31 protein-coding genes are annotated in these 24712 nt (G+C 58.4%); 15 read left to right on the forward strand and 16 right to left on the reverse strand.

Annotation, left to right across the window (positions count from 1 at the left end; translation table 11 throughout):
• Positions 1-107: 107 nt before the first annotated feature.
• A complete protein-coding gene (locus HKK55_RS20345) occupies positions 108-1274 on the forward strand; it encodes a 1-acyl-sn-glycerol-3-phosphate acyltransferase (RefSeq protein ID WP_169356314.1) in 1167 nt (388 codons plus the stop codon).
• Between the two features lie 133 nt (positions 1275-1407).
• Here the strand turns inward: HKK55_RS20345 and HKK55_RS20350 are convergent, their stop codons facing one another.
• Positions 1408-1692 carry a hypothetical protein gene (locus tag HKK55_RS20350; RefSeq protein ID WP_169356315.1) on the reverse strand — a complete coding sequence of 95 codons (285 nt, stop codon included), beginning with the start codon at positions 1690-1692 and terminating at the stop codon, positions 1408-1410.
• A 184-nt stretch (positions 1693-1876) separates the two neighbouring features.
• Between HKK55_RS20350 and HKK55_RS20355 the strand changes: the two genes are divergently transcribed.
• On the forward strand, positions 1877-2086 hold the full coding sequence (locus tag HKK55_RS20355) for a hypothetical protein (protein WP_169356316.1): 210 nt from the start codon (positions 1877-1879) through the stop codon (positions 2084-2086).
• 57 nt (positions 2087-2143) lie between these two features.
• On the opposite strand, the gene HKK55_RS20360 is transcribed toward HKK55_RS20355, so the two are convergent.
• A complete protein-coding gene (locus tag HKK55_RS20360) occupies positions 2144-2731 on the reverse strand; it encodes a YajG family lipoprotein (RefSeq protein WP_169356317.1) in 588 nt (195 codons plus the stop codon).
• A 182-nt stretch (positions 2732-2913) separates the two neighbouring features.
• On the opposite strand from HKK55_RS20360, the gene HKK55_RS20365 reads away from it, so the two are divergent.
• On the forward strand, positions 2914-3147 hold the full coding sequence (locus HKK55_RS20365) for a hypothetical protein (protein WP_169356318.1): 234 nt from the start codon (positions 2914-2916) through the stop codon (positions 3145-3147).
• A 732-nt stretch (positions 3148-3879) separates the two neighbouring features.
• Positions 3880-5415, forward strand: a complete 1536-nt coding sequence (mqo, locus tag HKK55_RS20370; protein ID WP_169356319.1) for a malate dehydrogenase (quinone) — start codon at positions 3880-3882, stop codon at positions 5413-5415.
• 102 nt (positions 5416-5517) lie between these two features.
• On the opposite strand, the gene HKK55_RS20375 is transcribed toward mqo, so the two are convergent.
• Genes HKK55_RS20375 through HKK55_RS20390 form a run of 4 tightly spaced genes read right to left on the reverse strand, consistent with a single transcriptional unit; the run spans position 5518 to position 7408 of the window.
• Positions 5518-5805, reverse strand: a complete 288-nt coding sequence (locus tag HKK55_RS20375) for a PA4642 family protein (RefSeq protein ID WP_169356320.1) — start codon at positions 5803-5805, stop codon at positions 5518-5520.
• A 53-nt stretch (positions 5806-5858) separates the two neighbouring features.
• The gene (locus HKK55_RS20380) at positions 5859-6344 is read right to left on the reverse strand and encodes a hypothetical protein (protein WP_169356321.1); all 486 of its coding nucleotides are present in this window, start codon (positions 6342-6344) and stop codon (positions 5859-5861) included.
• A gap of 35 nt (positions 6345-6379) precedes the next feature.
• Positions 6380-6847, reverse strand: coding sequence for a WbuC family cupin fold metalloprotein (locus HKK55_RS20385; RefSeq protein ID WP_169356322.1), 468 nt, complete (start codon positions 6845-6847; stop codon positions 6380-6382).
• A 3-nt stretch (positions 6848-6850) separates the two neighbouring features.
• Positions 6851-7408 carry a hypoxanthine-guanine phosphoribosyltransferase gene (locus HKK55_RS20390; RefSeq protein WP_169356323.1) on the reverse strand — a complete coding sequence of 186 codons (558 nt, stop codon included), beginning with the start codon at positions 7406-7408 and terminating at the stop codon, positions 6851-6853.
• 164 nt (positions 7409-7572) lie between these two features.
• Between HKK55_RS20390 and upp the strand changes: the two genes are divergently transcribed.
• Together upp and HKK55_RS20400 are read left to right on the forward strand one after the other, a co-directional pair.
• On the forward strand, positions 7573-8211 hold the full coding sequence (upp, locus tag HKK55_RS20395) for a uracil phosphoribosyltransferase (RefSeq protein WP_169356324.1): 639 nt from the start codon (positions 7573-7575) through the stop codon (positions 8209-8211).
• A gap of 2 nt (positions 8212-8213) precedes the next feature.
• Entirely contained in the window at positions 8214-9488 is a 1275-nt protein-coding gene (locus tag HKK55_RS20400) for a uracil-xanthine permease family protein (RefSeq protein ID WP_169356325.1), read from the forward strand.
• Between the two features lie 107 nt (positions 9489-9595).
• Here HKK55_RS20400 and hisC read toward each other — a convergent pair whose 3' ends face one another.
• The 10 genes from hisC to HKK55_RS20450 all read right to left on the reverse strand — a co-directional run bounded on the left by hisC (position 9596) and on the right by HKK55_RS20450 (position 17682).
• The gene (gene hisC, locus HKK55_RS20405) at positions 9596-10648 is read right to left on the reverse strand and encodes a histidinol-phosphate transaminase (protein WP_169356326.1); all 1053 of its coding nucleotides are present in this window, start codon (positions 10646-10648) and stop codon (positions 9596-9598) included.
• A 3-nt stretch (positions 10649-10651) separates the two neighbouring features.
• On the reverse strand, positions 10652-11977 hold the full coding sequence (hisD, locus tag HKK55_RS20410) for a histidinol dehydrogenase (RefSeq protein ID WP_169356327.1): 1326 nt from the start codon (positions 11975-11977) through the stop codon (positions 10652-10654).
• A gap of 127 nt (positions 11978-12104) precedes the next feature.
• Positions 12105-12740 (reverse strand): ATP phosphoribosyltransferase, encoded by a 636-nt coding sequence (hisG, locus tag HKK55_RS20415; protein ID WP_003188599.1) that lies wholly within the window; start codon positions 12738-12740, stop codon positions 12105-12107.
• 258 nt (positions 12741-12998) lie between these two features.
• Positions 12999-14264: a UDP-N-acetylglucosamine 1-carboxyvinyltransferase gene (murA, locus tag HKK55_RS20420; protein WP_169356328.1), complete on the reverse strand. Its 1266-nt coding sequence runs from the start codon at positions 14262-14264 to the stop codon at positions 12999-13001.
• Between the two features lie 23 nt (positions 14265-14287).
• Entirely contained in the window at positions 14288-14527 is a 240-nt protein-coding gene (locus tag HKK55_RS20425; protein WP_169356329.1) for a BolA family protein, read from the reverse strand.
• A 114-nt stretch (positions 14528-14641) separates the two neighbouring features.
• Positions 14642-14947 (reverse strand): lipid asymmetry maintenance protein MlaB, encoded by a 306-nt coding sequence (locus HKK55_RS20430; RefSeq protein ID WP_169356330.1) that lies wholly within the window; start codon positions 14945-14947, stop codon positions 14642-14644.
• Positions 14944-15597 (reverse strand): phospholipid-binding protein MlaC, encoded by a 654-nt coding sequence (locus tag HKK55_RS20435; RefSeq protein ID WP_169356331.1) that lies wholly within the window; start codon positions 15595-15597, stop codon positions 14944-14946. The genes HKK55_RS20430 and HKK55_RS20435 overlap by 4 nt, the downstream gene beginning before the upstream one ends.
• A gap of 11 nt (positions 15598-15608) precedes the next feature.
• A complete protein-coding gene (mlaD, locus tag HKK55_RS20440) occupies positions 15609-16076 on the reverse strand; it encodes an outer membrane lipid asymmetry maintenance protein MlaD (protein WP_010170575.1) in 468 nt (155 codons plus the stop codon).
• Positions 16076-16873 carry a lipid asymmetry maintenance ABC transporter permease subunit MlaE gene (gene mlaE, locus HKK55_RS20445; RefSeq protein WP_169356332.1) on the reverse strand — a complete coding sequence of 266 codons (798 nt, stop codon included), beginning with the start codon at positions 16871-16873 and terminating at the stop codon, positions 16076-16078. The genes mlaD and mlaE overlap by 1 nt, the downstream gene beginning before the upstream one ends.
• On the reverse strand, positions 16873-17682 hold the full coding sequence (locus tag HKK55_RS20450) for an ATP-binding cassette domain-containing protein (RefSeq protein ID WP_003216128.1): 810 nt from the start codon (positions 17680-17682) through the stop codon (positions 16873-16875). The genes mlaE and HKK55_RS20450 overlap by 1 nt, the downstream gene beginning before the upstream one ends.
• A 289-nt stretch (positions 17683-17971) precedes the next feature.
• Between HKK55_RS20450 and HKK55_RS20455 the strand changes: the two genes are divergently transcribed.
• The 9 genes from HKK55_RS20455 to rapZ all read left to right on the forward strand — a co-directional run bounded on the left by HKK55_RS20455 (position 17972) and on the right by rapZ (position 24703).
• On the forward strand, positions 17972-18946 hold the full coding sequence (locus tag HKK55_RS20455) for a KpsF/GutQ family sugar-phosphate isomerase (protein ID WP_155583491.1): 975 nt from the start codon (positions 17972-17974) through the stop codon (positions 18944-18946).
• Entirely contained in the window at positions 18947-19471 is a 525-nt protein-coding gene (locus HKK55_RS20460) for an HAD family hydrolase (protein ID WP_169356333.1), read from the forward strand.
• An 8-nt stretch (positions 19472-19479) separates the two neighbouring features.
• Positions 19480-20052, forward strand: coding sequence for an LPS export ABC transporter periplasmic protein LptC (lptC, locus tag HKK55_RS20465; RefSeq protein WP_169356334.1), 573 nt, complete (start codon positions 19480-19482; stop codon positions 20050-20052).
• Entirely contained in the window at positions 20039-20572 is a 534-nt protein-coding gene (lptA, locus tag HKK55_RS20470) for a lipopolysaccharide transport periplasmic protein LptA (RefSeq protein ID WP_169356335.1), read from the forward strand. The genes lptC and lptA overlap by 14 nt, the downstream gene beginning before the upstream one ends.
• Positions 20572-21297, forward strand: coding sequence for an LPS export ABC transporter ATP-binding protein (gene lptB / locus HKK55_RS20475; protein WP_154744722.1), 726 nt, complete (start codon positions 20572-20574; stop codon positions 21295-21297). Before lptA ends, lptB begins: the two co-directional genes overlap by 1 nt.
• Before the next feature lie 198 nt (positions 21298-21495).
• Positions 21496-22989: an RNA polymerase factor sigma-54 gene (locus HKK55_RS20480; protein WP_169356336.1), complete on the forward strand. Its 1494-nt coding sequence runs from the start codon at positions 21496-21498 to the stop codon at positions 22987-22989.
• A 73-nt stretch (positions 22990-23062) separates the two neighbouring features.
• Positions 23063-23368 carry a ribosome-associated translation inhibitor RaiA gene (gene raiA, locus HKK55_RS20485; protein WP_078740744.1) on the forward strand — a complete coding sequence of 102 codons (306 nt, stop codon included), beginning with the start codon at positions 23063-23065 and terminating at the stop codon, positions 23366-23368.
• 10 nt (positions 23369-23378) lie between these two features.
• The gene (gene ptsN, locus HKK55_RS20490; protein ID WP_169356337.1) at positions 23379-23843 is read left to right on the forward strand and encodes a PTS IIA-like nitrogen regulatory protein PtsN; all 465 of its coding nucleotides are present in this window, start codon (positions 23379-23381) and stop codon (positions 23841-23843) included.
• 2 nt (positions 23844-23845) lie between these two features.
• Entirely contained in the window at positions 23846-24703 is an 858-nt protein-coding gene (gene rapZ / locus HKK55_RS20495) for an RNase adapter RapZ (protein WP_169356338.1), read from the forward strand.
• Positions 24704-24712 lie beyond the last annotated feature (9 nt).

Consider the following 24712-nt stretch of genomic DNA (forward strand, 5'->3'; position numbering starts at 1 on the left):
CGGTCTGTTTGCAGGGCTATTTTCGTTTGATGCCATTTGCTCAGACTGCGCCCTGTCACTTATCGATCCAAACCTTTACTTACCCTAGACGTTTCTAACAAGAGAGCATGATGGGCGAATTCGATACCATCCGACCTTACAACGACAGCGAAGTCCCGGCAGTGCTGGCCCGGCTGTTCAGTGACAAGGCCTTTCTGGACATCCTGACCCACTTTCGCTTCCCGCGCTTTGCCGGCGCCTTTGGCTGGCTGCTCAAGCCCCTGATCAGTCACCGCCTGCGCCGTGAGTTCGCCGGCGTGACCACCGTGGCCACCCTGCAAGACAAAGTCGAGTACTACGTCGACCATACCATTGACCGGGCCACCGACGGCGTGACCTATACCGGCGTCGAACAACTCAAGTCCGGCATGGCCTATCTGTTTCTGGCCAACCACCGCGACATCGTGATGGACCCGGCCTTCGTCAACTATGCGGTCTACCATGCCGGCCTGCCGACTCCACGCATTGCCATTGGCGACAACCTGCTGCAAAAGCCCTTCGTCAGCGACCTGATGCGCTTGAACAAGAGCTTTATCGTGCACCGCTCCATTACCGGGCGGCGCGAGAAGATGGCGGCGTATCAGTTGCTCTCGGCCTACATCAACCATTCGATTCGCAACGACGGCCAGTCGATCTGGATCGCCCAGGCTGAAGGCCGTGCCAAGGATGGGGATGATCGCACCGAATCAGCGATCCTCAAGATGTTCCACATGAGTCGCAAGGAAGAGCCGTTTGCCGAGGTCATCCAGTCGTTGAACCTGACGCCAGTGTCCATCAGCTACGAATACGATCCGTGCGATGCGGCCAAGGCCCGCGAGTTGTACATCCGCGCGACTACCGGCACGTACACCAAGGCAGCGGGTGAGGACGATGTGAGCATTGCCCTGGGCATCACCGGCTACAAGGGCCGGGTTCATATCAACTTCGCACTGCCGATCACCGAGCGCTTTGAAGATACCAAGCTGTTGGCCATCGAGATGGACCGGCAGATCCTCGGCGGTTATCGCCTGTTTCCGGTGCACTATCTGGCGTACGCCCAGTGGAGCGACGCCGACCCGCAATTGCAGGTGCCAACCGCAGCCGAGCTGTTCCCGGCCGAGGAGTTGGCCAAGGCAAAAGCAGAATGGGAGCGGCGGCTGAATGCCTGCCCGGCGGAACATCGGCCGTATCTGGTGCAGCAATATGCGACACCGGTAAAGAACCAGTATCGGGTCAAGGCAGGGATTGCACTGTAACGACCTACTCATGTGGGAGCGGGCTGGCTCGCGAATGCGGTTTATCAGCCTATACATGTGCTGACGGCCCCATCGCCTTCGCGAGCAAGTCGAATCGTCGCACCGCCGCTCCCACATTTGATTTATGGTGTTCTTACAGGCGGGTACTGAACCAAGACGCCATCAGCGCCAACCCGAGGCAGGCAAAACCCAGTCGGTACGCAAAGCGCTGGGCACGCTGGGTTCGTACATCCTGGAACAGCATCGGCTGATCAACGGCACGCTCTTCGCTAAGCGCTGCCAAATGAGCCAGGGCTCGTTGTTCACGCAGGCGCGTGACAGACAGTAGCCAGGCGCCGGGGCAAGCGGCCAGCAATGCGAATGCGTTGAGTAGTGTTGCAGCGTTAACGCCGAGCACGGAAAGTGGCAACGACATCATGAACCTCGGTGTCACTGTGGCCTTGGTATCAAACAGGTTACAAACCTGACCGATATGCGCTGCCTGCGCGTACGTAACTGCTCCTTCCCCCATTAACGGCTAATGTATCCAGTAATTTACGCCGTCACCTGAACGTCACCTTAACAAGCCACTCTGTTGCCCTTCCAAAGCCCAGGAGCTTGTCATGCTGCACGCACAAAACCAGGACCGTCTGTATCTGATAACCCAAAGCGACGAGCAAGAGGCACTCGTCGGTGGCCTGGCGTTCAATGTCCAGGATCGGCATTGGCTGGTGTACTGCGCCCTTGGTGGACACCTGCACGCCGACCTTCCGGAGCTGGATTTACTGACCGGAGTGAGTGTGCTCGACTTTTATGTCGAATCGGCCGCATGAAGACTGCAGGCACAAAAAAACCGGACTCATTACTGAGCCCGGTTTTTTTATCCGCGCTTATTGCGAGCTGAGGAGCTGGCTGATGCTCGGATCCTTGAACAGGCGAGTCAGGGCGTCACTCAGGACATCGCCGACCAGCTTGGTATTGGTTTCCTGGTTCGGCGCCATGCCAAAGCGCTGGTCCAGGGACGCAGCGTAGCGGCCGCTGTAGCGACGGGTGCCCGCAGACACATCGGATTTGAAGGTCGCACCGATGGTGGCCTCAGTCACGTACAAGCCTTCCTTGGGCGACTGATACTTCAGCTCGGCCAGGGTCACGGTCAATTGCGGGGCACCCGGGGAGTTACTGGTCGGGGTGAACCCCAACAGGCGTACAGCCGCTTCGGCCTGGGCTTGCAGCTTGGGCAGCACGTCGGCACCGGTCACCGTGATAGCGCTGGTTTCCGGGTACAGGCCACCGCGGGTGCCGAGGGTCGGCGACGGACGGCCATCAACCACACGTACCGACACCGGTTGGCCATGGCCGACGGCTGCCAGTGGGGTGGTGATTTTCGGTTGCGGGCTGAGTTGTTGCGGGCTGTGGGCGCAGCCAACCAGGGTCAAACTGGTCACAGTGATCAAACCGAACAACAGGCGTTGCAACATACTCATTTCTCCAGGACTAGATGCAAACAGGGCGCCAGTATAACGGCGCGTGGGCGTCACTCACCAGAGATCCTGAACATTGGCTGAACTGACCGTGAAATTACAATTTTGCATAGAATCGTCATTCCAGTGTCATGCCAGACTGACAATCTTCGAGCATGTAACGGATCAGGTACACAGCCATGCGCCTTCTCAAATCATTGTTCATGTCCCACCCCACTCATCGGCACTTTGCGCTCCTCGATGCCCAAGGCTGCTGCTTGGCATTTAAACAGTGCAGCCTGCCGCCCGTCGGCGACGGCTGGGTGGAAATCGAGGAGATTCGCCTGAGCTGGATGCACCGTCCATTGCCTGCCAATGCCCGGATCAGTCCACGGGTTTCGCACGCACATGCCCGGCAAGCGTTGGCCTCCTGACCAGATGCTTAATAAAAGTCATTAAACAGGACCATTTGCGCGCATTTCTTCGCTACAATCTCCCCCCGATTATAAGGACGTCTCCTGATCGGGCCTCGCAGCATCGCTAATGCTCTGGTATTAGCTCCCCCGCACCGCCCACAGAGAGCCGCCCACACAGATCGAGTGAAGCTGGCGAGCTTGCTGTTTTGTCTGCAAAACCACCGCCTTTACCGAATCTGCCAGAGCTGCCATTGCGCTCGGCCACTTGAGTTGTTTGCCCGTTATGCCGCGTGTCGGCAGTGGTTTCGGGCCAGGTGCCAGGCTGGGGCAGCCCTTTTTTGAGGTTCACGTCTTCAAAAGAGCGTGAAAAAACGGGTTTTCACAACTTCACAAGAGTGTGGCGAGCAAATGAATAGTTTTGCGTTTGTACAAGCACCATCAGCGTCTGGCACTGCCCAACCACACAGGACCGAGTACTCCTCAAGAACTGGAGTTTGAAGCCTGTCCGCTACGGATTTGGTTGCACGATCGGACGTACTTGACCATAAGTCGAATTGCCACAGGAGCCCTGAAATGCGTTCATACGCAGATCAGGCCCGGTCGGCAGCGTCCGCTGAAGTTGCAAAAAAATTGCGAAGAATCGGACATGGTGATCCTGGCCATGGGTAACCTGGGGCATCACGTGAACCGCCCCGTCACTCCTGGCAGCCATGCCGTCAATTTGGTGCTGCAGATTTTGGAGACGCGTTAATGGCGCATAACGAAGCAGTCGACGTAGTACTGGTAGGTGCGGGCATCATGAGTGCCACCCTTGCCGTACTGCTCAAAGAGCTCGACCCCGGCCTCAAGCTGGAAGTCGTTGAGCTGATGGATTCGGGTGCCGCGGAAAGTTCCAACCCGTGGAACAACGCCGGTACCGGCCACGCCGGGCTGTGTGAGCTGAACTACACGCCTGAAGCTGCCGATGGTTCCATCGACATCAAAAAAGCCGTGCACATCAACACTCAGTTCGAGGTGTCGAAGCAGTTCTGGGCGTACCTGACCAAGAAAGGCACCTTTGGCTCGTCCAAATCCTTCATCAGTCCGGTGCCGCACCTGAGCTTTGTGCAGGGCGAAAAAGGCGTGTCGTTCCTCAAGAAGCGCTTTGAAGCACTCAGCCAGCACCACGCCTTTTCGGATATGCACTACACCGAAGACCGTAGCGAGATGGCCGAGTGGATGCCGTTAATGATGCCCGGCCGCCCGCTGGACGAAAAAAACGCTGCCACCCGCGTGATGAACGGCACCGACGTCAACTTTGGCGCCCTGACCAATCAGTTGCTGTCGCACCTGACCAGTTCGGCAGATGCCCAGGTCAAGTACAGCAAGCGCGTCACCGGCCTCAAGCGCAACGGCGCCGGCTGGACCGTGAGCATCAAGGACGTCAACAGCGGCAATTCCCGTGATGTCGACGCCAAGTTCGTGTTCCTGGGTGCCGGCGGCGCGGCCCTGCCGCTGCTGCAAGCGTCGGGCATCGAAGAAAGCAAAGGCTTCGGCGGCTTCCCGGTCAGCGGCCAGTGGCTGCGTTGCGATAATCCGGAAGTGGTCAAGCACCACCAGGCCAAGGTCTACAGCCAGGCCGCCGTGGGTTCGCCACCGATGTCTGTGCCGCACCTCGACACTCGCGTAGTCGACGGCAACAAGTCCCTGCTGTTCGGGCCATACGCCGGCTTCACCACCAAGTTCCTCAAGCATGGCTCGTTCCTCGACCTGCCGATGTCGGTTCGCGCCGGCAACATTGGTCCGATGCTGGCGGTGGCCCGGGACAACATGGACTTGACCAAGTACCTGGTCAGCGAAGTCATGCAGTCCATGGAGCAACGCCTGGAGTCCCTGCGTCGCTTCTACCCCGAGGCGAAAGCCGAAGACTGGCGCCTGGAAGTGGCCGGCCAACGGGTGCAGATCATCAAGAAAGACCCGAAGAAAGGCGGTGTGCTGCAATTCGGTACCGAACTGGTTGCGTCCAAGGACGGTTCGCTGGCTGCATTGCTAGGCGCTTCCCCTGGTGCTTCGGTGACCGTCTCGATCATGCTGGAACTGATCGAACGTTGCTTCCCAGCCAAGGCTGCTGGCGAGTGGGCCACCAAACTGCAGGAAATCTTCCCGGCAAGGGAAAAAATCCTGGAGACCGATGCGGCGCTGTATCACAAGATCAACACGCAGAACAACATCAGCCTGGAACTGGTTGATGCAGGAGCGAGCTTGCTCGCGAAAAACGTTAACGATGACGCAGCACGCCTGGTTTAACGCGGCGCTCTCAGGTTCTTCGCGAGCAAGCTCGCTCCTACAGTAAAAGCAAAAATGCCCCGCTCTCTTTTGGAGAACGGGGCATTTTTTTGTCAGGGCAAATCAGCCGCGGGCTTTTTCGATCAGCTCGATATACTCGGCGGCGTTGCGCTGGTCCTTGATCACTTCAACGAACGTCAGGCCATGCTCATCCTGGCCATCCAGATCCAGGCCGGCTTCCTTGAAGAAACCCACAAAGCGCTCGAAGTCGTCGATACGCAGGCCACGATAAGCCTTGATCAGTTTGTGCAGGGACGGCGAAGTGGCGTCTACCGGTTCGAAATCCAGGAACAGCTTGATCTGCTCATCGCCGATCTCATCACCAATCACCTGTTTCTTATCTTTACGCATTACCGACTCCAGCCTGCAGACATTTACACGGGGCGGGCAGTTTAACTCCGCTGCTACCTCGAACGCACCGCCCCGGTGTGCAAATCCGCCCAGATATGGCCATTGGCATAGCTCAAGAACTGTACATATACTGTGTCGTTGCGCAGCAGATCGACGATCACTCGGTACTGCGTCACGGGGTAAGACAGAGTCAGGGTTTTGCTTTTGTCGTCGAACACCGGTTTTTTCAGACTTTTGCTTTCGGCATCAAAGCTGAGGATCACCTGGCTGAGGGTCGCACCTTTGTTCAGGGCCTTGCCCTTGAGGCGAATCATCAGCGACGAAGTCACTGGAATCGGCTGCTGGCTGGATTGACGCTGATTGCCCACCACCACCGAATACTCGGTGACTTGCAGCAATTGCTGCTGTTCGGGGCTTTCGGCCCGCAGGGCCAGCTCATCAGGCGGCAGGAATTGGCTGTGCAGCGGCGCGGGTGCCGCCGCCACAGGCAAACTGAGGGTCAGCACCAAGGCGGCACAAGTGCGTATCAACAGGCTCATGAGCAGGTCCGTGGAAGATGGCCCAGCACTCTAGCTCAATCGAACTGGGCAAGCATCCAGCGCTGATACTCAGCCACTTCGGCATCACCTTCTCGAGGCGCCCAACTCGCCAGTTCGCCCTCGCCGACTGGCCGATAAGGCCCCGCCTTGCATTCGAACATCACGGTATTTGGCTCCAGCACCACCACGCCGTGGAACACCCCCGGCGGCAAATCGACACCCTGGCATTCACCACCGGCCTGCATCACGCGCTTGGCCAGCACTTCACCGGTCTCACTGAAAATCAACAGACCCAGGCAGCCCTTGAGCACCAACAAGGTTTCCGCCTTGTCGGCACTCAGGTGGCGATGCGGCGGCACATAAGTCGAGGTTTGCAGGCCCACCGCCATGCGATGGCACGGTTCTTCCATCTGATGGAAGTTATGGTGATGCCGGCCACGCGGGCTGTTGGCCGCTTTCTCGGCCAACTCGGCAAACAGCGACTGATCAAGAAAGCTGGCCATTGATTACATCCCCTTGACGGCATAAATGCCGTTGGCGTTGCGCCAGTAACCCTTGTAGTCCATGCCATAACCGAAGATGTAGCGGTCGATGCACGGCAAGCCAACATAGTCGGCTTTCAGGTCCGGACGGGCTTTGCGGTCATGGTCCTTGTCGATCAACACGGCGGTGTGCACTTTACGGGCGCCCGCGTGTTTGCAGAAGTCGATGATCGCACCCAGGGTATGACCTTCATCGAGGATGTCGTCGATGATCAGCACGTCGCGGTCGATGAACGATACTTCGGGCTTGGCCTTCCAGAATAGGTCGCCGCCGCTGGTTTCGTTGCGATAACGGGTGGCGTGCAGGTAGGACACTTCCAAGGGAAATTGCAGATGAGTCAGCAATTTCCCGGCGAAAATCAGACCACCGTTCATCACACAAAAGACCACCGGGTTGGTGTCGGCCATTTCGCGAGTGATGTGAGCGCCGACCTTGGCGATTGCCTCTTCGACTTGCGATTCGGTGTACAGGCAGTCAGCCTCTCGCATGATTTGACGGATATGCTCGAGATCAGCGGACATGGCGCTCTCCAAGGGTGCTTATGGCAAGAAAAGCGGGCGAAGGTACGCTTCTGGGACGCAACGATCAAGCCTTAATGGACTAACGTACTAGATGTCTATAGGACAACACCGTCGGATAGATTAATCTAGGCCGGTTTTTTTGCCCGCTGCCGGAGCCTTTCCCCATGCCCATCCGTGAGATCCGCCATCCGCTGATCCGACACAAGCTCGGCCTCATGCGCCGCGCCGACATTAGCACGAAGAACTTCCGTGAGCTTGCTCAGGAAGTCGGAGCGTTGCTCACCTACGAGGCGACTAAAGACTTGCCTCTGGAAAACTACGAGATCGACGGTTGGTGTGGTCCCGTCCAGGTCGAGAAAATCGCCGGTAAGAAAATTACCGTGGTGCCGATCCTGCGCGCCGGCATCGGCATGCTCGAAGGTGTGCTGAGCCTGATCCCGGGCGCCAAGGTCAGCGCCGTGGGCGTGGCCCGCAATGAAGAAACCCTGCAGGCTCACACTTACCTGGAAAAACTGGTTCCGGAAATCGACGAACGCCTGGCCATGATCATCGACCCGATGCTCGCTACCGGCAGCTCCATGGTCGCCACCATCGACCTGCTGAAGAAAGCCGGTTGCAAGGACATCCGCGCAATGGTGCTGGTAGCCGCACCCGAAGGCATCGCCGCCGTCGAGAAAGCTCACCCGGACGTGGTGATCTACACCGCCTCCATCGATGAGCGCCTGAACGAACACGGCTACATCATCCCAGGCCTGGGCGATGCCGGTGACAAGATCTTCGGCACCAAGCAGAAGGACGCGTGACCATGCAGGATGAATTCAACGACCCGCTTTGGCGCCAGATCCTGTCTGGCGCACAGATGCTCTTCGTGGCATTTGGCGCGTTGGTGTTGATGCCGCTGATCACAGGTCTGGATCCGAACGTCGCACTGTTTACCGCAGGCCTGGGCACGCTGTTGTTCCAGATAGTCACCGGGCGTCAGGTGCCGGTGTTCCTGGCCTCGAGCTTTGCCTTTATCACCCCGATCATTCTCGCCAAGGGCCAATTCGGCCTCGCGGCGACCATGGGCGGCGTGATGGCGGCCGGTTTCGTTTATACCTTCCTGGGCCTTGCGGTTAAGGTCAAGGGCACCGGTTTCATCGACCGGCTGCTGCCGCCGGTGGTCATCGGGCCGGTCATTATCTCCATCGGCCTGGCCATGGCGCCGATTGCCGCCAACATGGCCATGGGTAAAGCCGGTGACGGCTCCGAGCTGATTCACTACCAGACGGCAATGCTGATCTCGATGCCGGCGCTGCTGACCACATTGATCGTGGCGGTGTTCGGCAAAGGTATTTTCCGCCTGGTGCCAATCATCTCCGGCGTGCTGGTGGGTTTTGCCATGTCGTTCTACTTTGGCGTGGTCGACACGGCAAAGATTGCGGCGGCACCCTGGTTCGCCCTGCCCCACTTCACCGCACCGGAGTTCAACTGGCAGGCGATTCTGTTTATCGTCCCGGTGGCCTTGGCGCCAGCCATCGAACACATCGGTGGCGTGATCGCCGTCGGCAGTGTGACCGGTCGCGACTACCTGAAAAAACCCGGCCTGCATCGCACGTTGCTGGGTGACGGTATCGCCACTACCGCTGCTGGCATGCTCGGCGGCCCACCCAACACCACCTACGCCGAAGTAACGGGCGCCGTGATGCTGACCAAGAACTACAACCCGAAGATCATGACCTGGGCGGCAGTGTTTGCCATCACCCTGGCGTTTATCGGCAAGTTCGGCGCGTTGCTGCAAAGCATTCCGGTGCCGGTAATGGGCGGGATTCTGTGCCTGCTGTTCGGCTCGATTGCCGCGGTGGGGATGAACACGCTGATCCGTCACAAGATCGACTTGGGGGAAGCACGCAATCTGGTGATTGTGTCGGTGACCCTGGTGTTCGGGATTGGTGGTGTGCTGGTCGGCACCGGCACGGGTCCGGACGACTTCGGCCTGAAGGGCATCGCCCTGTGTGCGGTGGTAGCGATTGCCTTGAATCTGCTGCTGCCGGGCAATGATGGCTGGAAGAACAAGAAGCCGGATGAGCCGTTGCTCTAGGCCAACAGCTTTGTGTTGCTGATGACCTCATCGCGGGCAAGCCCGGCTCCCACAGGGGTGTGGGAGCCGGGCTTGCCCGCGATGAGGCCCGTTCAGTCAATAAAGGGCTAAAGATCGCCCAACGCGTCGATCAACGCCTGATTCTGTTCAGGCGTACCAATGCTGATCCGCAGGAACTGGGCAATCCGCTCCTGCTTGAAATGCCGCACGATCACCCCTTGCTCCCGCACCTTCGCTGCCAGCGCCGCCGCATCATGCTGTGGGTGACGGGCAAAGATGAAGTTCGCCGCCGACGGCAGCACCTCAAAACCTTTTGCCTGCAACTGCCCGACAACCTTTTCACGACTGTCGATCACCCACTGGCAGGTCTTCTCGAAGTGCTCACGATCCTCGAACGCCGCCGCCGCACCAACAATCGCCAAGCGATCCAGTGGATAGGAGTTAAAGCTGTTCTTGATGCGCTCCAGCGCTTCGATCAGGTCTGGATGACCCACCGCCAGGCCCACCCGCAGCCCCGCAAGGGAGCGCGACTTGGAGAGGGTCTGAGTCACCAACAGGTTCGGGTAACGGTCCACCAGGCTGATGGCGGTTTCGCCGCCGAAGTCGATATAGGCTTCATCGACCACCACCACTGAGTCTGGGCTCGCTTTGAGGATCTGCTCCACCGCGTCCAGCGCCATCACACAACCGGTCGGTGCATTCGGGTTGGGGAAGATAATCCCGCCGTTGGGCTTGGCGTAGTCCGACGCGCGAATCTGAAAATGCTCATCCAGCGGTACCGCGTCGAAGGCGATGCCGTAGAGGCCGCAGTACACCGGGTAAAAGCTGTAGCTGATATCCGGGAACAGCAGCGGTTGATCGTGCTGGAACAACCCGTGGAAGATATGGGCCAGTACTTCGTCAGACCCATTACCGAGGAACACCTGCGCCGATTGCACACCGTAATACTGCGCCACAGCCTGTTTGAGCAGATCACCATTGGGATCCGGGTACAAACGCAGGTTGTCGTTCAATTCGGCTTGCATGGCTGCCAGCGCCTTGGGCGACGGGCCATAAGGATTTTCGTTGGTGTTGAGCTTGACCAGCTTGGCCAGCTTCGGTTGTTCGCCTGGCACGTAAGGCACCAGGTTCTTGACGAACGGGCTCCAGAATTTGCTCATGTCTCAGTTCCCCTGCTTGTCGTCAAGAATGCGGTATTCCGCGCTGCGGGCGTGGGCAGTCAGCGATTCGCCGCGCGCCAGCACTGACGCAGTTTTGCCCAGCTCCGACGCGCCCTGAGGCGAGCAGAAGATGATCGACGAACGCTTCTGGAAGTCATAAACCCCCAGCGGCGACGAGAATCGCGCGGTACCGGAGGTCGGCAGCACGTGATTGGGACCGGCGCAGTAGTCGCCCAAGGCTTCGCTGGTGTGGCGTCCCATGAAGATTGCACCGGCGTGACGAATCAGCGGCAGCCAGGTTTGTGGGTCGGCCACGGACAGCTCCAGGTGCTCCGGCGCGATGCGGTTGGCCACTTCGATGGCCTGCTCCATGTCACGGACCTGAATCAGCGCACCACGGCCATTGATCGATTTCTCAATGATCTCGGCGCGCTCCATGGTCGGCATCAACTTGGCGATGCTGGAGGCGACCTTGTCGAGGAATTCAGCGTCGGGACTGACCAGAATTGCCTGGGCGTCTTCATCGTGTTCAGCCTGGGAAAACAGGTCCATGGCGATCCAGTCCGGATCGGTCTGGCCATCGCATACCACGAGGATCTCCGAAGGGCCGGCGATCATGTCGATGCCGACCTGGCCAAATACATGGCGTTTGGCAGTGGCAACGTAGATGTTACCGGGGCCAACTACTTTGTCGACCTTCGGCACGCTTTCGGTGCCGTAGGCCAGTGCCGCTACGGCCTGGGCGCCACCGATGGTGAACACCCGGTCCACACCGGCGATGCAGGCTGCAGCCAGTACCAGCTCGTTGATTTCACCGCGCGGGGTGGGTACCACCATGACCACTTCGGTCACACCAGCTACTTTGGCCGGAATCGCGTTCATCAGCACCGAGGACGGGTAGGACGCTTTACCGCCGGGCACGTACAGGCCGGCGCGATCCAGCGGCGTAACCTTCTGGCCCAGCACCGTGCCGTCGGCTTCGGTGTAGCTCCAGGAGTCCTGTTTTTGCTTTTCGTGGTAGCTGCGCACTCGTGCCGCCGCAACTTCCAACGCTTCGCGCTGGGGAGCGGTGATGCGGGTCAGCGCCAGTTCCAGGCGTTCGCGGGGCAGGATCAGGTCAGCCATGGAGGCAACGTCCAGGCCATCGAACTGCCGGGTGAAGTCCACCAGCGCCGCGTCACCGCGCTCGCGCACGCCCTTGATGATGTCGAGCACCCGCTGGTTGACCGAGTCGTCGGACACACTTTCCCAGCTCAGCAGATGATCCAGATGATGGGCGAAATCCGGGTCGGCAGCGTTGAGTCGGGCAATTGCAGTGGACGTGGTCATAGCGAGGGCCTCAATAGAATTGGCAAAAACTCAGGCGCCCTAAACTAGCAGTCGTTTCCGCTTGGGCACCTGAGAATTCTGGCTATGAGGCGGATAGACGGGCGCGACCTAAGGCCGCGCGGGTGAGTCAGCCGCGGTGTCGAGACTCCACTGCCTTGCGCAGGGTGTCGATCAACGCCTGGATACGGGCGTGCTGCATTTTCATCGAAGCCTTGTTGACGATCAGCCGGGAGCTGATGTCGGCAATGAAGTCCTGGGGTTCCAGGCCATTGGCGCGCAGGGTGTTGCCGGTGTCGACCACGTCGATGATCTTGTCGGCCAGGCCGATCAGCGGTGCCAGTTCCATCGAGCCGTAGAGCTTGATGATGTCGACCTGGCGGCCCTGCTCGGCGTAGTAGCGCTTGGCAACGTTGACGAACTTGGTCGCCACTCGCAGGCGACCCTTGGGCTCGACATCACCGACACGGCCGGCGGTCATCAGCTTGCACAGGGCAATGCGCAGATCCAGAGGCTCGTACAGGCCCTGGCCACCGTATTCCATCAGCACATCTTTACCGGCAACGCCGAGGTCTGCCGCGCCATGCTCAACATAGGTCGGCACGTCAGTGGCACGCACGATCAACAGGCGAACGTCGTCCTGGGTCGTGGGGATGATCAGCTTGCGGCTTTTGTCCGGATTCTCGGTCGGCACGATGCCCGCTTCAGCCAGAAGCGGCAAGGTGTCATCAAGGATGCGGCCCTTGGACAGTGCGATGGTCAACATGGGAAACGTCAGTCCTTCATCAGGCTATTGCTGCCCGGTCGCAATCGGCGCCGGACACAGATCAAGGCCATTACAGCCTCGATTTGAAACAAATCCAATACCGCTCAGTTAACAGCAAACACTTTCATGTGGCGAGCGGGCTTGTCCGCGTTGGACTGCGTAGCAGTCCCAGTCTTTTTAAACAAAGAGCAGGGCCGCTTCGCGCCCCAACGCGGGCAAGCCCGCTCGCCACAATGACCGAATGTGCAGTCCCTGGAACTAGCCCGGTACGCGGCGAATTTTCGCGCCGAGCATCTGCAGTTTCTCTTCGATGCACTCGTAGCCACGGTCGATGTGGTAGATGCGGTCGATCAGGGTGTCGCCGTCAGCGCACAGTGCCGAGATCACCAGGCTGGCGGAAGCGCGCAGGTCGGTGGCCATCACTGGCGCGCCCTTGAGCTTGTCGATACCGGTGACGATGGCGGTGTTGCCTTCGACCTGGATCTTGGCGCCCATGCGGTGCAGTTCATACACGTGCATGAAGCGGTTTTCGAAGATGGTCTCGATCACGGCACCGGTGCCTTCAGCAATTGCGTTCAAGGAAATGAACTGCGCTTGCATGTCGGTCGGGAACGCCGGGTACGGAGCGGTACGCACATTCACGGCTTTTGGCCGCTTGCCATGCATGTTCAGCTCGATCCAGTCCTCACCGGTAGTGATTTCAGCACCGGCTTCCTTGAGTTTTTCCAGGACAGCTTCAAGGATGGTCGGATCAGTGTCCTTGACCTTGACACGACCGCCGGTCACGGCAGCGGCGACCAGGTAGGTACCGGTCTCGATACGGTCCGGCATCACTTTGTAGGTGGCCGAGTGCAGACGCTTCACACCTTCGATGGTGATGGTGTCGGTACCGGCGCCGGTGATGTTGGCACCCATGGCGATCAGGAAGTTCGCCAGGTCGACGACTTCCGGCTCACGCGCGGCGTTTTGCAGGACGCTACGGCCGTTGGCCAGTGCAGCCGCCATCATGATGTTCTCGGTACCGGTCACGCTGACGGTATCAAAGAAGAAGTTGGCACCACGCAGGCCGCCTTCCGGTGCCTTGGCCTTGATGTAGCCACCTTCGACGTCGATGGTTGCGCCCATGGCTTCGAGGCCACGGATATGCAGGTCCACCGGACGCGAACCGATGGCGCAACCGCCAGGCAATGCAACTTCGGCTTCGCCGAAACGGGCAACCATCGGGCCCAGCACCAGGATCGAGGCACGCATGGTTTTCACCAGTTCGTACGGGGCGATCAGGGTCTTGATGGTGCGTGGGTCGATTTCGACGCTGAGTTTCTCGTCGATCACCGGCTCAATACCCATGCGACCGAACAGTTCGATCATGGTGGTGATGTCGTGCAGGTGCGGCAGGTTGGCCACAGTCACCGGGCCATCGCACAGCAGGGTAGCTGCCAGGATCGGCAGGGCGGAGTTCTTCGCCCCGGAAATGCGGATCTCGCCATCAAGACGAGCACCGCCAGTAATAATCAATTTATCCATAAGAATCTCGACGCCTTGGGGGCTCAGGTGCGCTCGGCCCAGGCCGCGCGGCTGAAAAATTTCATAGTGACCGCATGGATGCTGCCATCGGTGATCCATGGGTTCAAATGGGCATAGATCTGCTGCTGACGCTTGACCGGGCTCAATGCCGCCAGTTCATCGCTAATCACGTTCAGCTGGAAGTTGCAGCCTTCGCCTTCAACTTCGACCTTCGTATCTGGCAGCTTTCCTTCAAGGAAGCTCTTCACTTCTAGGGCCTGCATGCTCAACCTCTATCGGCGCCCAGTGCGCGCGGGTCGCACATCATACAAAAAAGCCCCGCGCCTGCGAACCCCGCATAGCAGGACTCTGACGGGGGGCTTCTTTAATAATGTGTATTACGGATGCGCAAACAGCTCAGTAAGACCGGAAACCTGAGCGATTTCACGCATGTCTTCGGGCAAAGCCCGGACGCTGACCGGCTTTTTGACTGCCTCGGCATCGCGCATAAAACACAGCAGCAATGACAAACCGACGCTGCTGGACTTTTCCACTGCCGAACAATCCAGCACCAGCGCGGGGGCAGTACTGGCGTTAATCAGCGCCTGGCCCTGTTTGCGCAGGGCCGGCCCGGTACTGTAGTCCAGTACACCGCTGAGCAGTAATTCGCCGGCCTGGCCGAGATGGATAGCCGACTCACTCATTGGGCAGGCTTCTGTGCAGCGTCTTCGGACTGTGCCTTGGCCTTGGCGACTTCACCGGCCCAACCATTGATGGTTTTGTCCAGGTCATTGCCATTGCGCTGCATCGCGTCCGCAAACTGATCACGGAACAGCTTGCCGATATTGATGCCGTTGATGATCACGTTGCGCAGTTTCCACTCGCCGTTAATCTTTTCCAGGGTGTAGGTCACGGGATACACCGCGCCGCTGCTGCCCTTGACGGTCATGCCGACACTGGTACGGTCACCCGACTCATCCTTTGGTGCATCAACGGTAATGCCCTGGTTGTTGTACTCAAGCAGTGCATTGCCATAGAACTGAAACAGGCCGCGCTTGAAGTTCTCCTGAAAGCGGGTCATTTGCTCAGGCGTCGCCTTGCGCGAGTACTTGACGGTCATGATGCTTTTGGAGATGCCTTCGGCATCCACCACCGGACCGACGATAGTGTTCAGCGCTTCATAAAAGTCGCTCGGGTCCTGTTTGTACTTTTCCTTGTTGGCCTTCAAATCGGCCAACATCTTGTTGGTCGTGTCCTGCACCAGATCATGCGCAGAACCTGCAGCAACCGCATTTGCCATCAACGGCAGCGCTGCAAGCAGTACCAGCAGGCCACGTCGCAAGGTAGAGATCATGAACACATTCCTCATTTGGCGTCTTTATTAACGGTATTGAGCAGGAATTTTCCGATCAGGTCCTCCAGCACCAGCGACGACTGAGTGTCATGGATGGTCGAACCATCCTTGAGCAGGGCTGTTTCCCCGCCCACACTGATACCAATGTACTTCTCGCCCAGCAAACCCGCCGTGAGAATAGACGCCGTGGAGTCGGTCGGCAGATTATCCACCTTCTTGTCCACTTGCATGGTCACCCGGCCTGTGAAGCTGTCGCGATCCAGATCGATAGCCGTGACTTTGCCGATGGTTACACCCGCCATGGTCACTTTAGCTCTGACAGTCAAACCGGCGATATTGTCGAAGTAGGCGTAAAGTTTATACGTGTCAGCCGTAGGGCTGGCCGAGAGGCCGCTGACTCGCAGGGCGAGCAACAGTAAAGCCAGGATGCCAGCCAGCAAGAAAAGGCCGACACCGATTTCCACAGTGCGGTTTTGCATCAGAAATCTCCAAACATCAAGGCGGTCAAAATGAAGTCAAGGCCCAGTACTGCCAACGAGGCGTACACAACGGTCTTGGTGGTGGCGCGACTGATCCCTTCAGACGTGGGCTCACAGTCATAGCCTTGGAATACGGCGATCCAGGTCACTACAAAGGCAAAGACAATGCTCTTGATGATGCCGTTGAGCACGTCACCGGTGAAGGTCACACTGTTTTGCATGTTGGCCCAGTAGGAGCCGTCGTAGACCCCCAACCAGTCCACCGCCACCCACGAACCACCCCAAATCCCGACCACGCTGAAAATCATCGCCAGCAATGGCAGAGAGATGAAACCGGCCCACAGGCGCGGGGCAACAATGTATTTGAGCGGGTCCACGCCTATCATTTCCAGGCTGGACAGCTGTTCGGTGGACTTCATGTTGCCGATTTCCGCCGTCAGCGCCGAACCGGCACGCCCGGCAAACAGCAACGCGGTGACCACCGGCCCCAGTTCACGTAACAACGTCAGGGCGACCATCTGCCCTACCGCCTGCTCGGAACCGTAGCTGGAGAGGATATTGAAACCCTGCAACGCAAGCACCATGCCGATGAACATCCCGGAGACCACGATGATCACCAGGGACATCACGCCCACCGAATGCAATTGCTTGAGCAGCAGGCCAAAACCGCCACCGATTCCGCCGCGGCCGAGCAAGGCATGAAACAGGAAAATCGTCGAACGGCCGAGCACTTCGACAATGTCGATGCCCGAACGGCCGAAAAGGCGAACCTTCTCGATTAAAGATGTCTTGCGCATCAGCGCTTCCCCAGAAGATCTGAGCGGTAGTCCGCTGCCGGAAAATGAAAAGGCACCGGGCCATCGGGATCGCCTGTCATGAATTGGCGAATCCGCGGGTTATCAGCGTTCATCAGCTCTTCAGGCGTGCCCTGCCCCAACACCTGACCATCACCCACCACATAGAGGTAGTCGGCAATGCTCGCGGTTTCGGCCAAATCGTGAGAGACCACAATACTGGTGATGCCCAGGGCGTCGTTGAGCAGGCGGATCAAGCGCACCAGCACCCCCATGGCAATCGGGTCCTGGCCGACGAAAGGTTCGTCGTACATGAGAATCTGCGGGTCCAGAGCGATGGCACGAGCCAGGGCCACTCGGCGCTTCATGCCGCCGGACAATTCGTCAGGCATCAGGTCGATGGCACCGCGCAGCCCTACGGCCTGCAGTTTCAGCAACACAATGTCACGAATCATTTCGTCGGACAGTTGAGTGTGCACCCGCAGCGGAAACGCCACGTTCTCGAACACATCCAGATCAGTGAACAGCGCGCCACTCTGGAACAACACGCCCATGTGCTTGCGGGCATCGAACAGATCGCTGCGCGACAGCGTCGGCAGGTTCTGGCCATTGACCCAGACTTCGCCGGCACTTGGACGCAATTGCATGCCCATCAGGCGCAGCAATGTGGTCTTGCCGCAACCGGAAGGCCCCATGATGCCCGTGACCTTGCCACGGGGAATGCGAATATCCACATTATTGAAGATGCTGCGCGTACCGCGCTTGAAGGAAAGGCCCTTCAGCTCGACCGCGTAGGCGTTATCGGCACTCATCTAAACTCCTTGGGATGCAGCCTCTCGCTCAGACACCTTGTTTTCGATAAATGCTTAAGGCAAATAAAAACAAAGACCGTGCGGACCGAACTGGCGGCGAACTATATCACTGTCGATACAGCGCGCCCAAGGCCGGAACAGAGCTTGTTCAGAATCAGGACAGGTAAAAAATTGTAATTAAGAGGGTTCCCGCAACGCTGCCTGAACTAAAGGCTGACGAACTTGCGTGAGGGAATTGATCATTACCGCTATAATCGCCGACTTTTCGTCAGGCTATACGATTTCAGACATGAGCCAATCCAGCGACCTTATTCAATCCGCACAACGCACCATCCGCCTCGAGCTTGAAGCCGTAGAAGGCTTACTGGCCCATATCGACGCAGATTTCGTACGCGCATGCGAGATGATTCTGGCCAGCAAAGGCCGCGTTGTCGTGGTTGGCATGGGCAAATCCGGCCACGTTGGCAACAAGATTGCCGCCACCTTGGCGAGCACGGGGACCACCGCGTTTTTCGTGCATCCGGCCGAGGCCAGCCACGGCGATATGGGCATGATCACCCGGGATGACATCATCCTGGCCCTGTCCAACTCCGGCACCACCAACGAAATCGTCACCCTGCTGCCGCTGATCAAGCGCCTGGGCATCAAGCTGATCAGCCTCACCGGCAACCCGGATTCGACGTTGGCCAAGGCCGCCGAAGTGAATTTGAATGTGCATGTAGCCCATGAAGCCTGCCCGCTGAACCTGGCCCCGACCTCCTCTACCACCGCCGCCCTGGTGATGGGCGATGCGCTGGCGGTAGCCCTGCTGGAAGCCCGCGGCTTTACCGCCGAAGATTTCGCGTTTTCCCATCCGGGCGGTGCACTGGGCCGTCGGTTGCTGTTGAAAGTGGAAAACGTCATGCACACCGGCGACGAACTACCACAGGTCCAGCGCGGTACGCTGCTCAAGGACGCGCTGATGGAGATGACTCGCAAGGGCCTGGGCATGACGGTCATCCTGGAGGCCGATGGCCGCCTGGCCGGGGTTTTCACCGACGGAGACCTGCGCCGCACCCTGGACCGCACCATTGATATCCACACCGCCACCATCGACGATGTAATGACTCCTCATGGCAAGACCGCCCGCGCCGAGATGCTCGCAGCCGAAGCGCTGAAGATCATGGAGGACCACAAGATCGGCGCCCTGGTGGTGGTCGATAGCAATGATCACCCGATTGGCGCCCTGAACATGCACGACTTGCTGCGTGCGGGAGTGATGTAAATGACCACCGACCTGCTGCAACGTGGCAAACACATCAAATTGGCGATTTTCGACGTTGACGGCGTGCTGACCGATGGCCGCCTGTACTTCCTCGAAGATGGCAGCGAATTCAAGACGTTCAACACCCTCGACGGCCAGGGCATCAAGATGCTCATGGCTTCAGGCGTGCAAACAGCCATTATCAGCGGTCGCAAGACCCCCGTTGTGGAACGTCGCGCACAAAACCTGGGGATTCCTCACCTCTATCAGGGCCGCGAGGATAAACTGGTGGTTCTGGACGAGCTTCTTGGCCAACTCAACCTAAGCTATGAGCAGGTTGCCTACCTGGGTGATGACTTGCCTGACTTGCCGGTAATTCGCCGGGTCGGCCTAGGCATGGCGGTGGCCAATGCTGCAGCCTTTGTTCGCGAGCACGCCCATGGTGTTACCACAGCCCGTGGCGGCGAAGGCGCCGCCCGTGAGTTCTGCGAATTGATCCTGCGCGCCCAGGGCAGCCTTGAAGCGGCTCACGCCGCCTACTTATAGAGCTTTGTATGCTGAGTAAAAAGATTCGCAATTTCCTGTTATTCGCCGTCATCGCCGCGCTGTTCGCGGCGGTTGGCTACTGGAATATCAGCCCGGAACGCTTCCTCGACCAGCCTGTTGTGCAGGTCGACCAGAGCGCTATCGACTATTACGCCACCAATGCCTACAGCATCCAGTTCCTGCCCGACGGCAAGGTTCAGTATGAGATGACCTCGGAAAAGGTCGATCACATGAAGGCTTCGCAGATCACGATGCTGACCAAACCGGACATGCAACTGTATCGCGGCGCAGAGTTCCCCTGGCATGTCACCAGCGAACGTGGCGAGGTCAATCCCGACGGTACTGAGGTCGAGCTGATCGACTCGGTTCGCGTCGCTCGTACCGACGCACAGAACCGCGACACCATCATTACCAGCAGTCGCATGACCGTATTCCCACAGAAGCAATATGCGCAGACCGAGCAAGACGTTAGAATCGACGGCGCTGGCGGTGTATCGACTGGCAAGGGAATGAAAGCGTATTTGAAAGAAAGCAGGATACACCTGCTATCGAACGTAAGAGGACAGTATGAGGCTCGTTAAAACCCTCCCTATTTTGCTCGGTCTGGGCGCAGCACTGGGAAGCGTGAGCGCCTGGGCTCTGCCGAACGATAGCCAGCAACCGATCCACATTCAGGCTGACGATGCGCAGCTGGATGACAAGCAAGGTGTCGCGACCTACAAAGGTGACGTAATCATCACCCAAGGCTCGATGATCGTTAAGGGCAACACCGTGACACTTACTCGTACCAAAGACGGCGCGATTGATGTGGTCACTTCCGTGGGCAACCTGGCGTATTTCGAACAGCTGCAAAAGGTTGGCGACCCGAAACCGGTCCAGGGCTACGGCGTGACGATTCAGTACCATGCCCAGCAAAACCGCATCGTGCTGATCGACAAGGCCAAGGTCATCAATGACGGCAACACCACCGAAGGCGAAAAAATCGTCTACGACACCGTAAAGCAAATTGCCCAGGCTGGTCGTGCCAATGGCGCCACGGTCACCGAGAAACGTCCGCGTATCGACATGGTCATCCAGCCGAAAGAGAAGAAGACTCCGTAATGGCAACCCTGAAAGCCCAGCATCTGGCCAAGGCCTATAAAAGCCGTCAGGTCGTGCGCGACGTCAGCCTGTCGATCGACAGTGGCCAGATAGTCGGCTTGCTCGGCCCCAACGGTGCCGGCAAGACTACCTGCTTCTACATGATCGTTGGCCTGGTACAGGCCGATCAGGGTCGCGTACTGATCGACGACTTGGACGTCAGCCATCAGCCCATGCACGGTCGTGCACGGGCGGGTATCGGCTATCTTCCACAAGAAGCATCGATCTTCCGCAAACTGTCGGTATCCGACAACATCATGGCGATCCTCGAGACCCGCAAGGAACTCGACCGCGCCGGACGCAAGAAAGAGCTGGAAAGCCTGCTGCAGGAGTTCCATATCAACCACATTCGCGACAACCTCGGCATGAGCCTCTCCGGCGGCGAGCGTCGTCGCGTGGAAATCGCCCGCGCCCTGGCCACTGCACCGAAGTTCATCCTGCTGGACGAACCCTTCGCCGGTGTTGACCCAATCTCGGTCGGCGATATCAAACAGATCATCCATCACCTCAAGGCCAAGGGTATCGGTGTATTGATCACCGACCACAACGTCCGCGAGACCCTCGATATCTGCGAAACAGCCTATATCGTCAACGATGGGCAACTGATTGCCGAAGGCGATTCCGCCACCATCCTGGCCAACGAACTGGTCAAGGAAGTGTACCTGGGCCACGAGTTCCGTCTGTAAGCATCATCCTGCAAGCAGCATGGTGTCTGGCCCTTCGCCAAGGAGCGCAAGCAGCAATAAAAACCTCAAGATTTTTATTGTTACTGCGCTCTAGGCAAAGCCCCCGATATCAGGCATATAATTTGCTTATGTTTGGCGCTCACGCGCCCTGTCGTGGATGGCGCACTGCGCCGGCGAATAAGGTGTTAAGCCCCTGCCATGAAACCATCGCTAGTCCTGAGAATGGGCCAGCAGCTGACGATGACACCGCAGCTGCAACAGGCCATCCGCCTGCTCCAATTGTCGACCCTGGACCTGCAACAGGAAATCCAGGAGGCCCTGGAGTCCAATCCGATGCTCGAACGCCAGGAAGAAGGCGAAGACTTCGATAACGCCGACCCGCTGGCCGATAACGTCGAGCAAAAACCCAATACCGATACCCAGGAACCCTCCTACCAGGAAACCGCCCCGACAGTAGACAACCTCGAGGAAGGCGAATGGAACGAACGCATTCCCAATGAGTTGCCGGTCGACACCGCTTGGGAAGACGTGTACCAGACCAGCGCCAGCAGCCTGCCCAGCAACGACGATGACGAGTGGGACTTCACCACCCGCACGTCCGCCGGCGAAAGCCTGCAAAGTCATCTGCTGTGGCAACTGAACCTCGCGCCGATGTCCGACACCGATCGCCTGATCGCCGTTACCCTGATCGACTGCATCAATAACCAGGGATACCTGGACGAGACGCTGGAGGAGATCCTCGAAGCCTTCGACCCGGAACTGGACATCGAGCTGGACGAAATCGAAGCCGTCCTGCACCGCATCCAGCAGTTTGAACCTGCCGGCATCGGCGCCCGCAGCCTCAGTGAGTGCCTGCAGCTACAACTGCGTCAACTGCCAGCCAAGACGCCGTGGCTGGCCGAGGCCCAACGCTTGGTCACCGACTTCATCGACCTGCTGGGCAGCCGTGACTACAGCCAACTGATGCGCCGGATGAAGCTCAAGGAAGACGACCTGCGCCAGATCATCGAACTGGTGCAAAGCCTCAACCCACGCCCCGGTTCGCAAATCGAATCCAGTGAAGCCGAATATGTCGTTCCCGATGTGATCGTGCGCAAGGACAACGAACGCTGGCTGGTGGAGCTGAACCAGGAATCAGTGCCTCGCCTGCGGGTCAACCCGCAATATGCCGGTTTCGTCCGTCGCGCCGACACCAGCGCCGACAACACCTTCATGCGCAACCAACTGCAGGAAGCACGCTGGTTCATCAAGAGCCTGCAGAGCCGTAACGAAACCCTGATGAAAGTGGCCACTCAGATTGTCGAGCATCAGCGCGGCTTTCTGGAGTATGGCGACGAAGCGATGAAACCGCTGGTGCTGCACGACATTGCCGAAGCGGTCGGCATGCACGAGTCGACGATTTCCCGGGTCACCACGCAAAAATTCATGCATACCCCACGGGGTATTTATGAGCTGAAATACTTTTTCTCCAGCCATGTCAGCACCTCCGAAGGCGGCGAATGCTCGTCCACGGCAATCCGCGCGATCATCAAAAAACTGGTTGCCGCGGAAAATCAGAAAAAGCCGTTGAGTGACAGCAAGATCGCTGGTTTACTGGAGGCACAAGGCATTCAGGTCGCCCGTCGAACCGTCGCCAAGTACCGCGAGTCCCTGGGGATCGCGCCTTCCAGCGAGCGCAAGCGTTTGATGTGACGGGCGGGCCATAGCGTTCCAGTGGCAGGCATTTGCCTGCCGCTTTATGCACTGGCAACGAAGGAGAAGCTGTATGCAAGTCAACATCAGTGGACACCATGTAGAAGTCACCCCTCCATTGCGCGAATACGTCGAGCAGAAGCTGAAGCGACTTGAGGGTCATTTCGACAAGATCACCAATGTGCAGGTCATCATGAAGGTCGATAAGCTTCAGCAGAAAATCGAAGCAACCCTTCAGATACCCGGTGGCGAAGTGGTCGCCAATGCCGAGCATGAAGACATGTATGCATCAATCGATGCCTTGACTGACAAGCTTGACCGCCAACTTAAAAAGCATAAGGAAAAGAACCTGCACCTGATGCAAGGTACAGGTCGCTAACTCTCCCCCCATGATCCGACTTGAAACCATCCTGACCCCCGGCCGTTCCCTCGTGAACGTGCCGGGCGGCAGTAAAAAGCGCGCCCTCGAACAAATTGCCAACCTGATCGGCCGCGAAGTGCCCGAGCTGGATACGCAAGCTGTGTACGAGGCCCTGATTGCCCGTGAAAAGCTCGGTTCGACCGGCTTTGGCAACGGCATCGCCATTCCTCATTGCCGCCTGCAAGGCTGTGAGTCGCCAGTCAGTGCCCTGCTGCACCTGGACGCCCCTATCGATTTCGACGCCATCGACGGCGCCCCCGTGGACCTGCTCTTCGTCCTGCTGGTCCCGCAAGCTGCCACCGATGCACACCTGGAACTGCTCCGGCAGATCGCCAGCATGCTCGACCGCAAAGAAGTACGCGACAAACTGCGCAGCGCCAACAGCAATGAGGCGTTGTATCAGGTCGTCCTGGATGAACAGAACGGGCAGTAATCATGCGTTTGATCATCGTCAGCGGCCGCTCCGGCTCGGGTAAAAGTACTGCCCTCAATGTTCTTGAGGACAACGGCTTCTATTGCATCGATAACTTGCCCGCCGGTTTGCTGCCCGAGCTGGCGGAGCGCGCCTTGATCCATACAGAGCTGGCGCAACCGCTGGTGGCCGTGTCCATCGACGCCCGCAACCTGCCCAGCCACCTCACGCGCTTCCCGGAACTGCTTGAAGAAGTGCGCAGCAAACATATCCACTGCGATGTGCTGTACCTGGATGCTGACGAAGAAACCTTGTTAAAGCGTTTCTCCGAAACCCGTCGACGCCATCCCCTCAGCAGCCCACACCGCTCGCTGGCCGAAGCCATCGAGGACGAGACCAAGCTGCTGGGCCCGATCATTGATTTGGCCGACCTGAAGATCAACACCACGAACCTGAACCTGTATCAACTGCGCGATGCCATCAAGCTGCGCCTGTTGAACCAGCCGGAGCCCGGTACAGCGTTCCTGGTCGAGTCGTTCGGCTTCAAGCGGGGCATGCCGGTGGACGCCGACCTGGTGTTTGACGTGCGTTGCCTGCCCAACCCGTACTGGAAGCCGGAACTGCGCGACCAATCCGGCCTGGATCTACCGGTGGCCGAGTATCTGGCGGCACAACCGGATGTCGAGGAAATGTTCCAGGACATATCCAGCTACCTGCTCAAATGGCTGCCACGTTTTGCTGCCAGCAATCGAGCCTATGTCACCATCGCCATTGGCTGCACCGGTGGGCACCATCGTTCTGTCTATCTGACGGAGCGCCTGGGCCAGGTGTTGCAGCAAACCCTCAAGAACGTCCAGGTTCGCCACCGCGACCTTAGCTGAAAGGAACAC

Source organism: Pseudomonas sp. ADAK18 (assembly GCF_012935695.1).
Taxonomy (GTDB): Bacteria; Pseudomonadota; Gammaproteobacteria; order Pseudomonadales; family Pseudomonadaceae; genus Aquipseudomonas.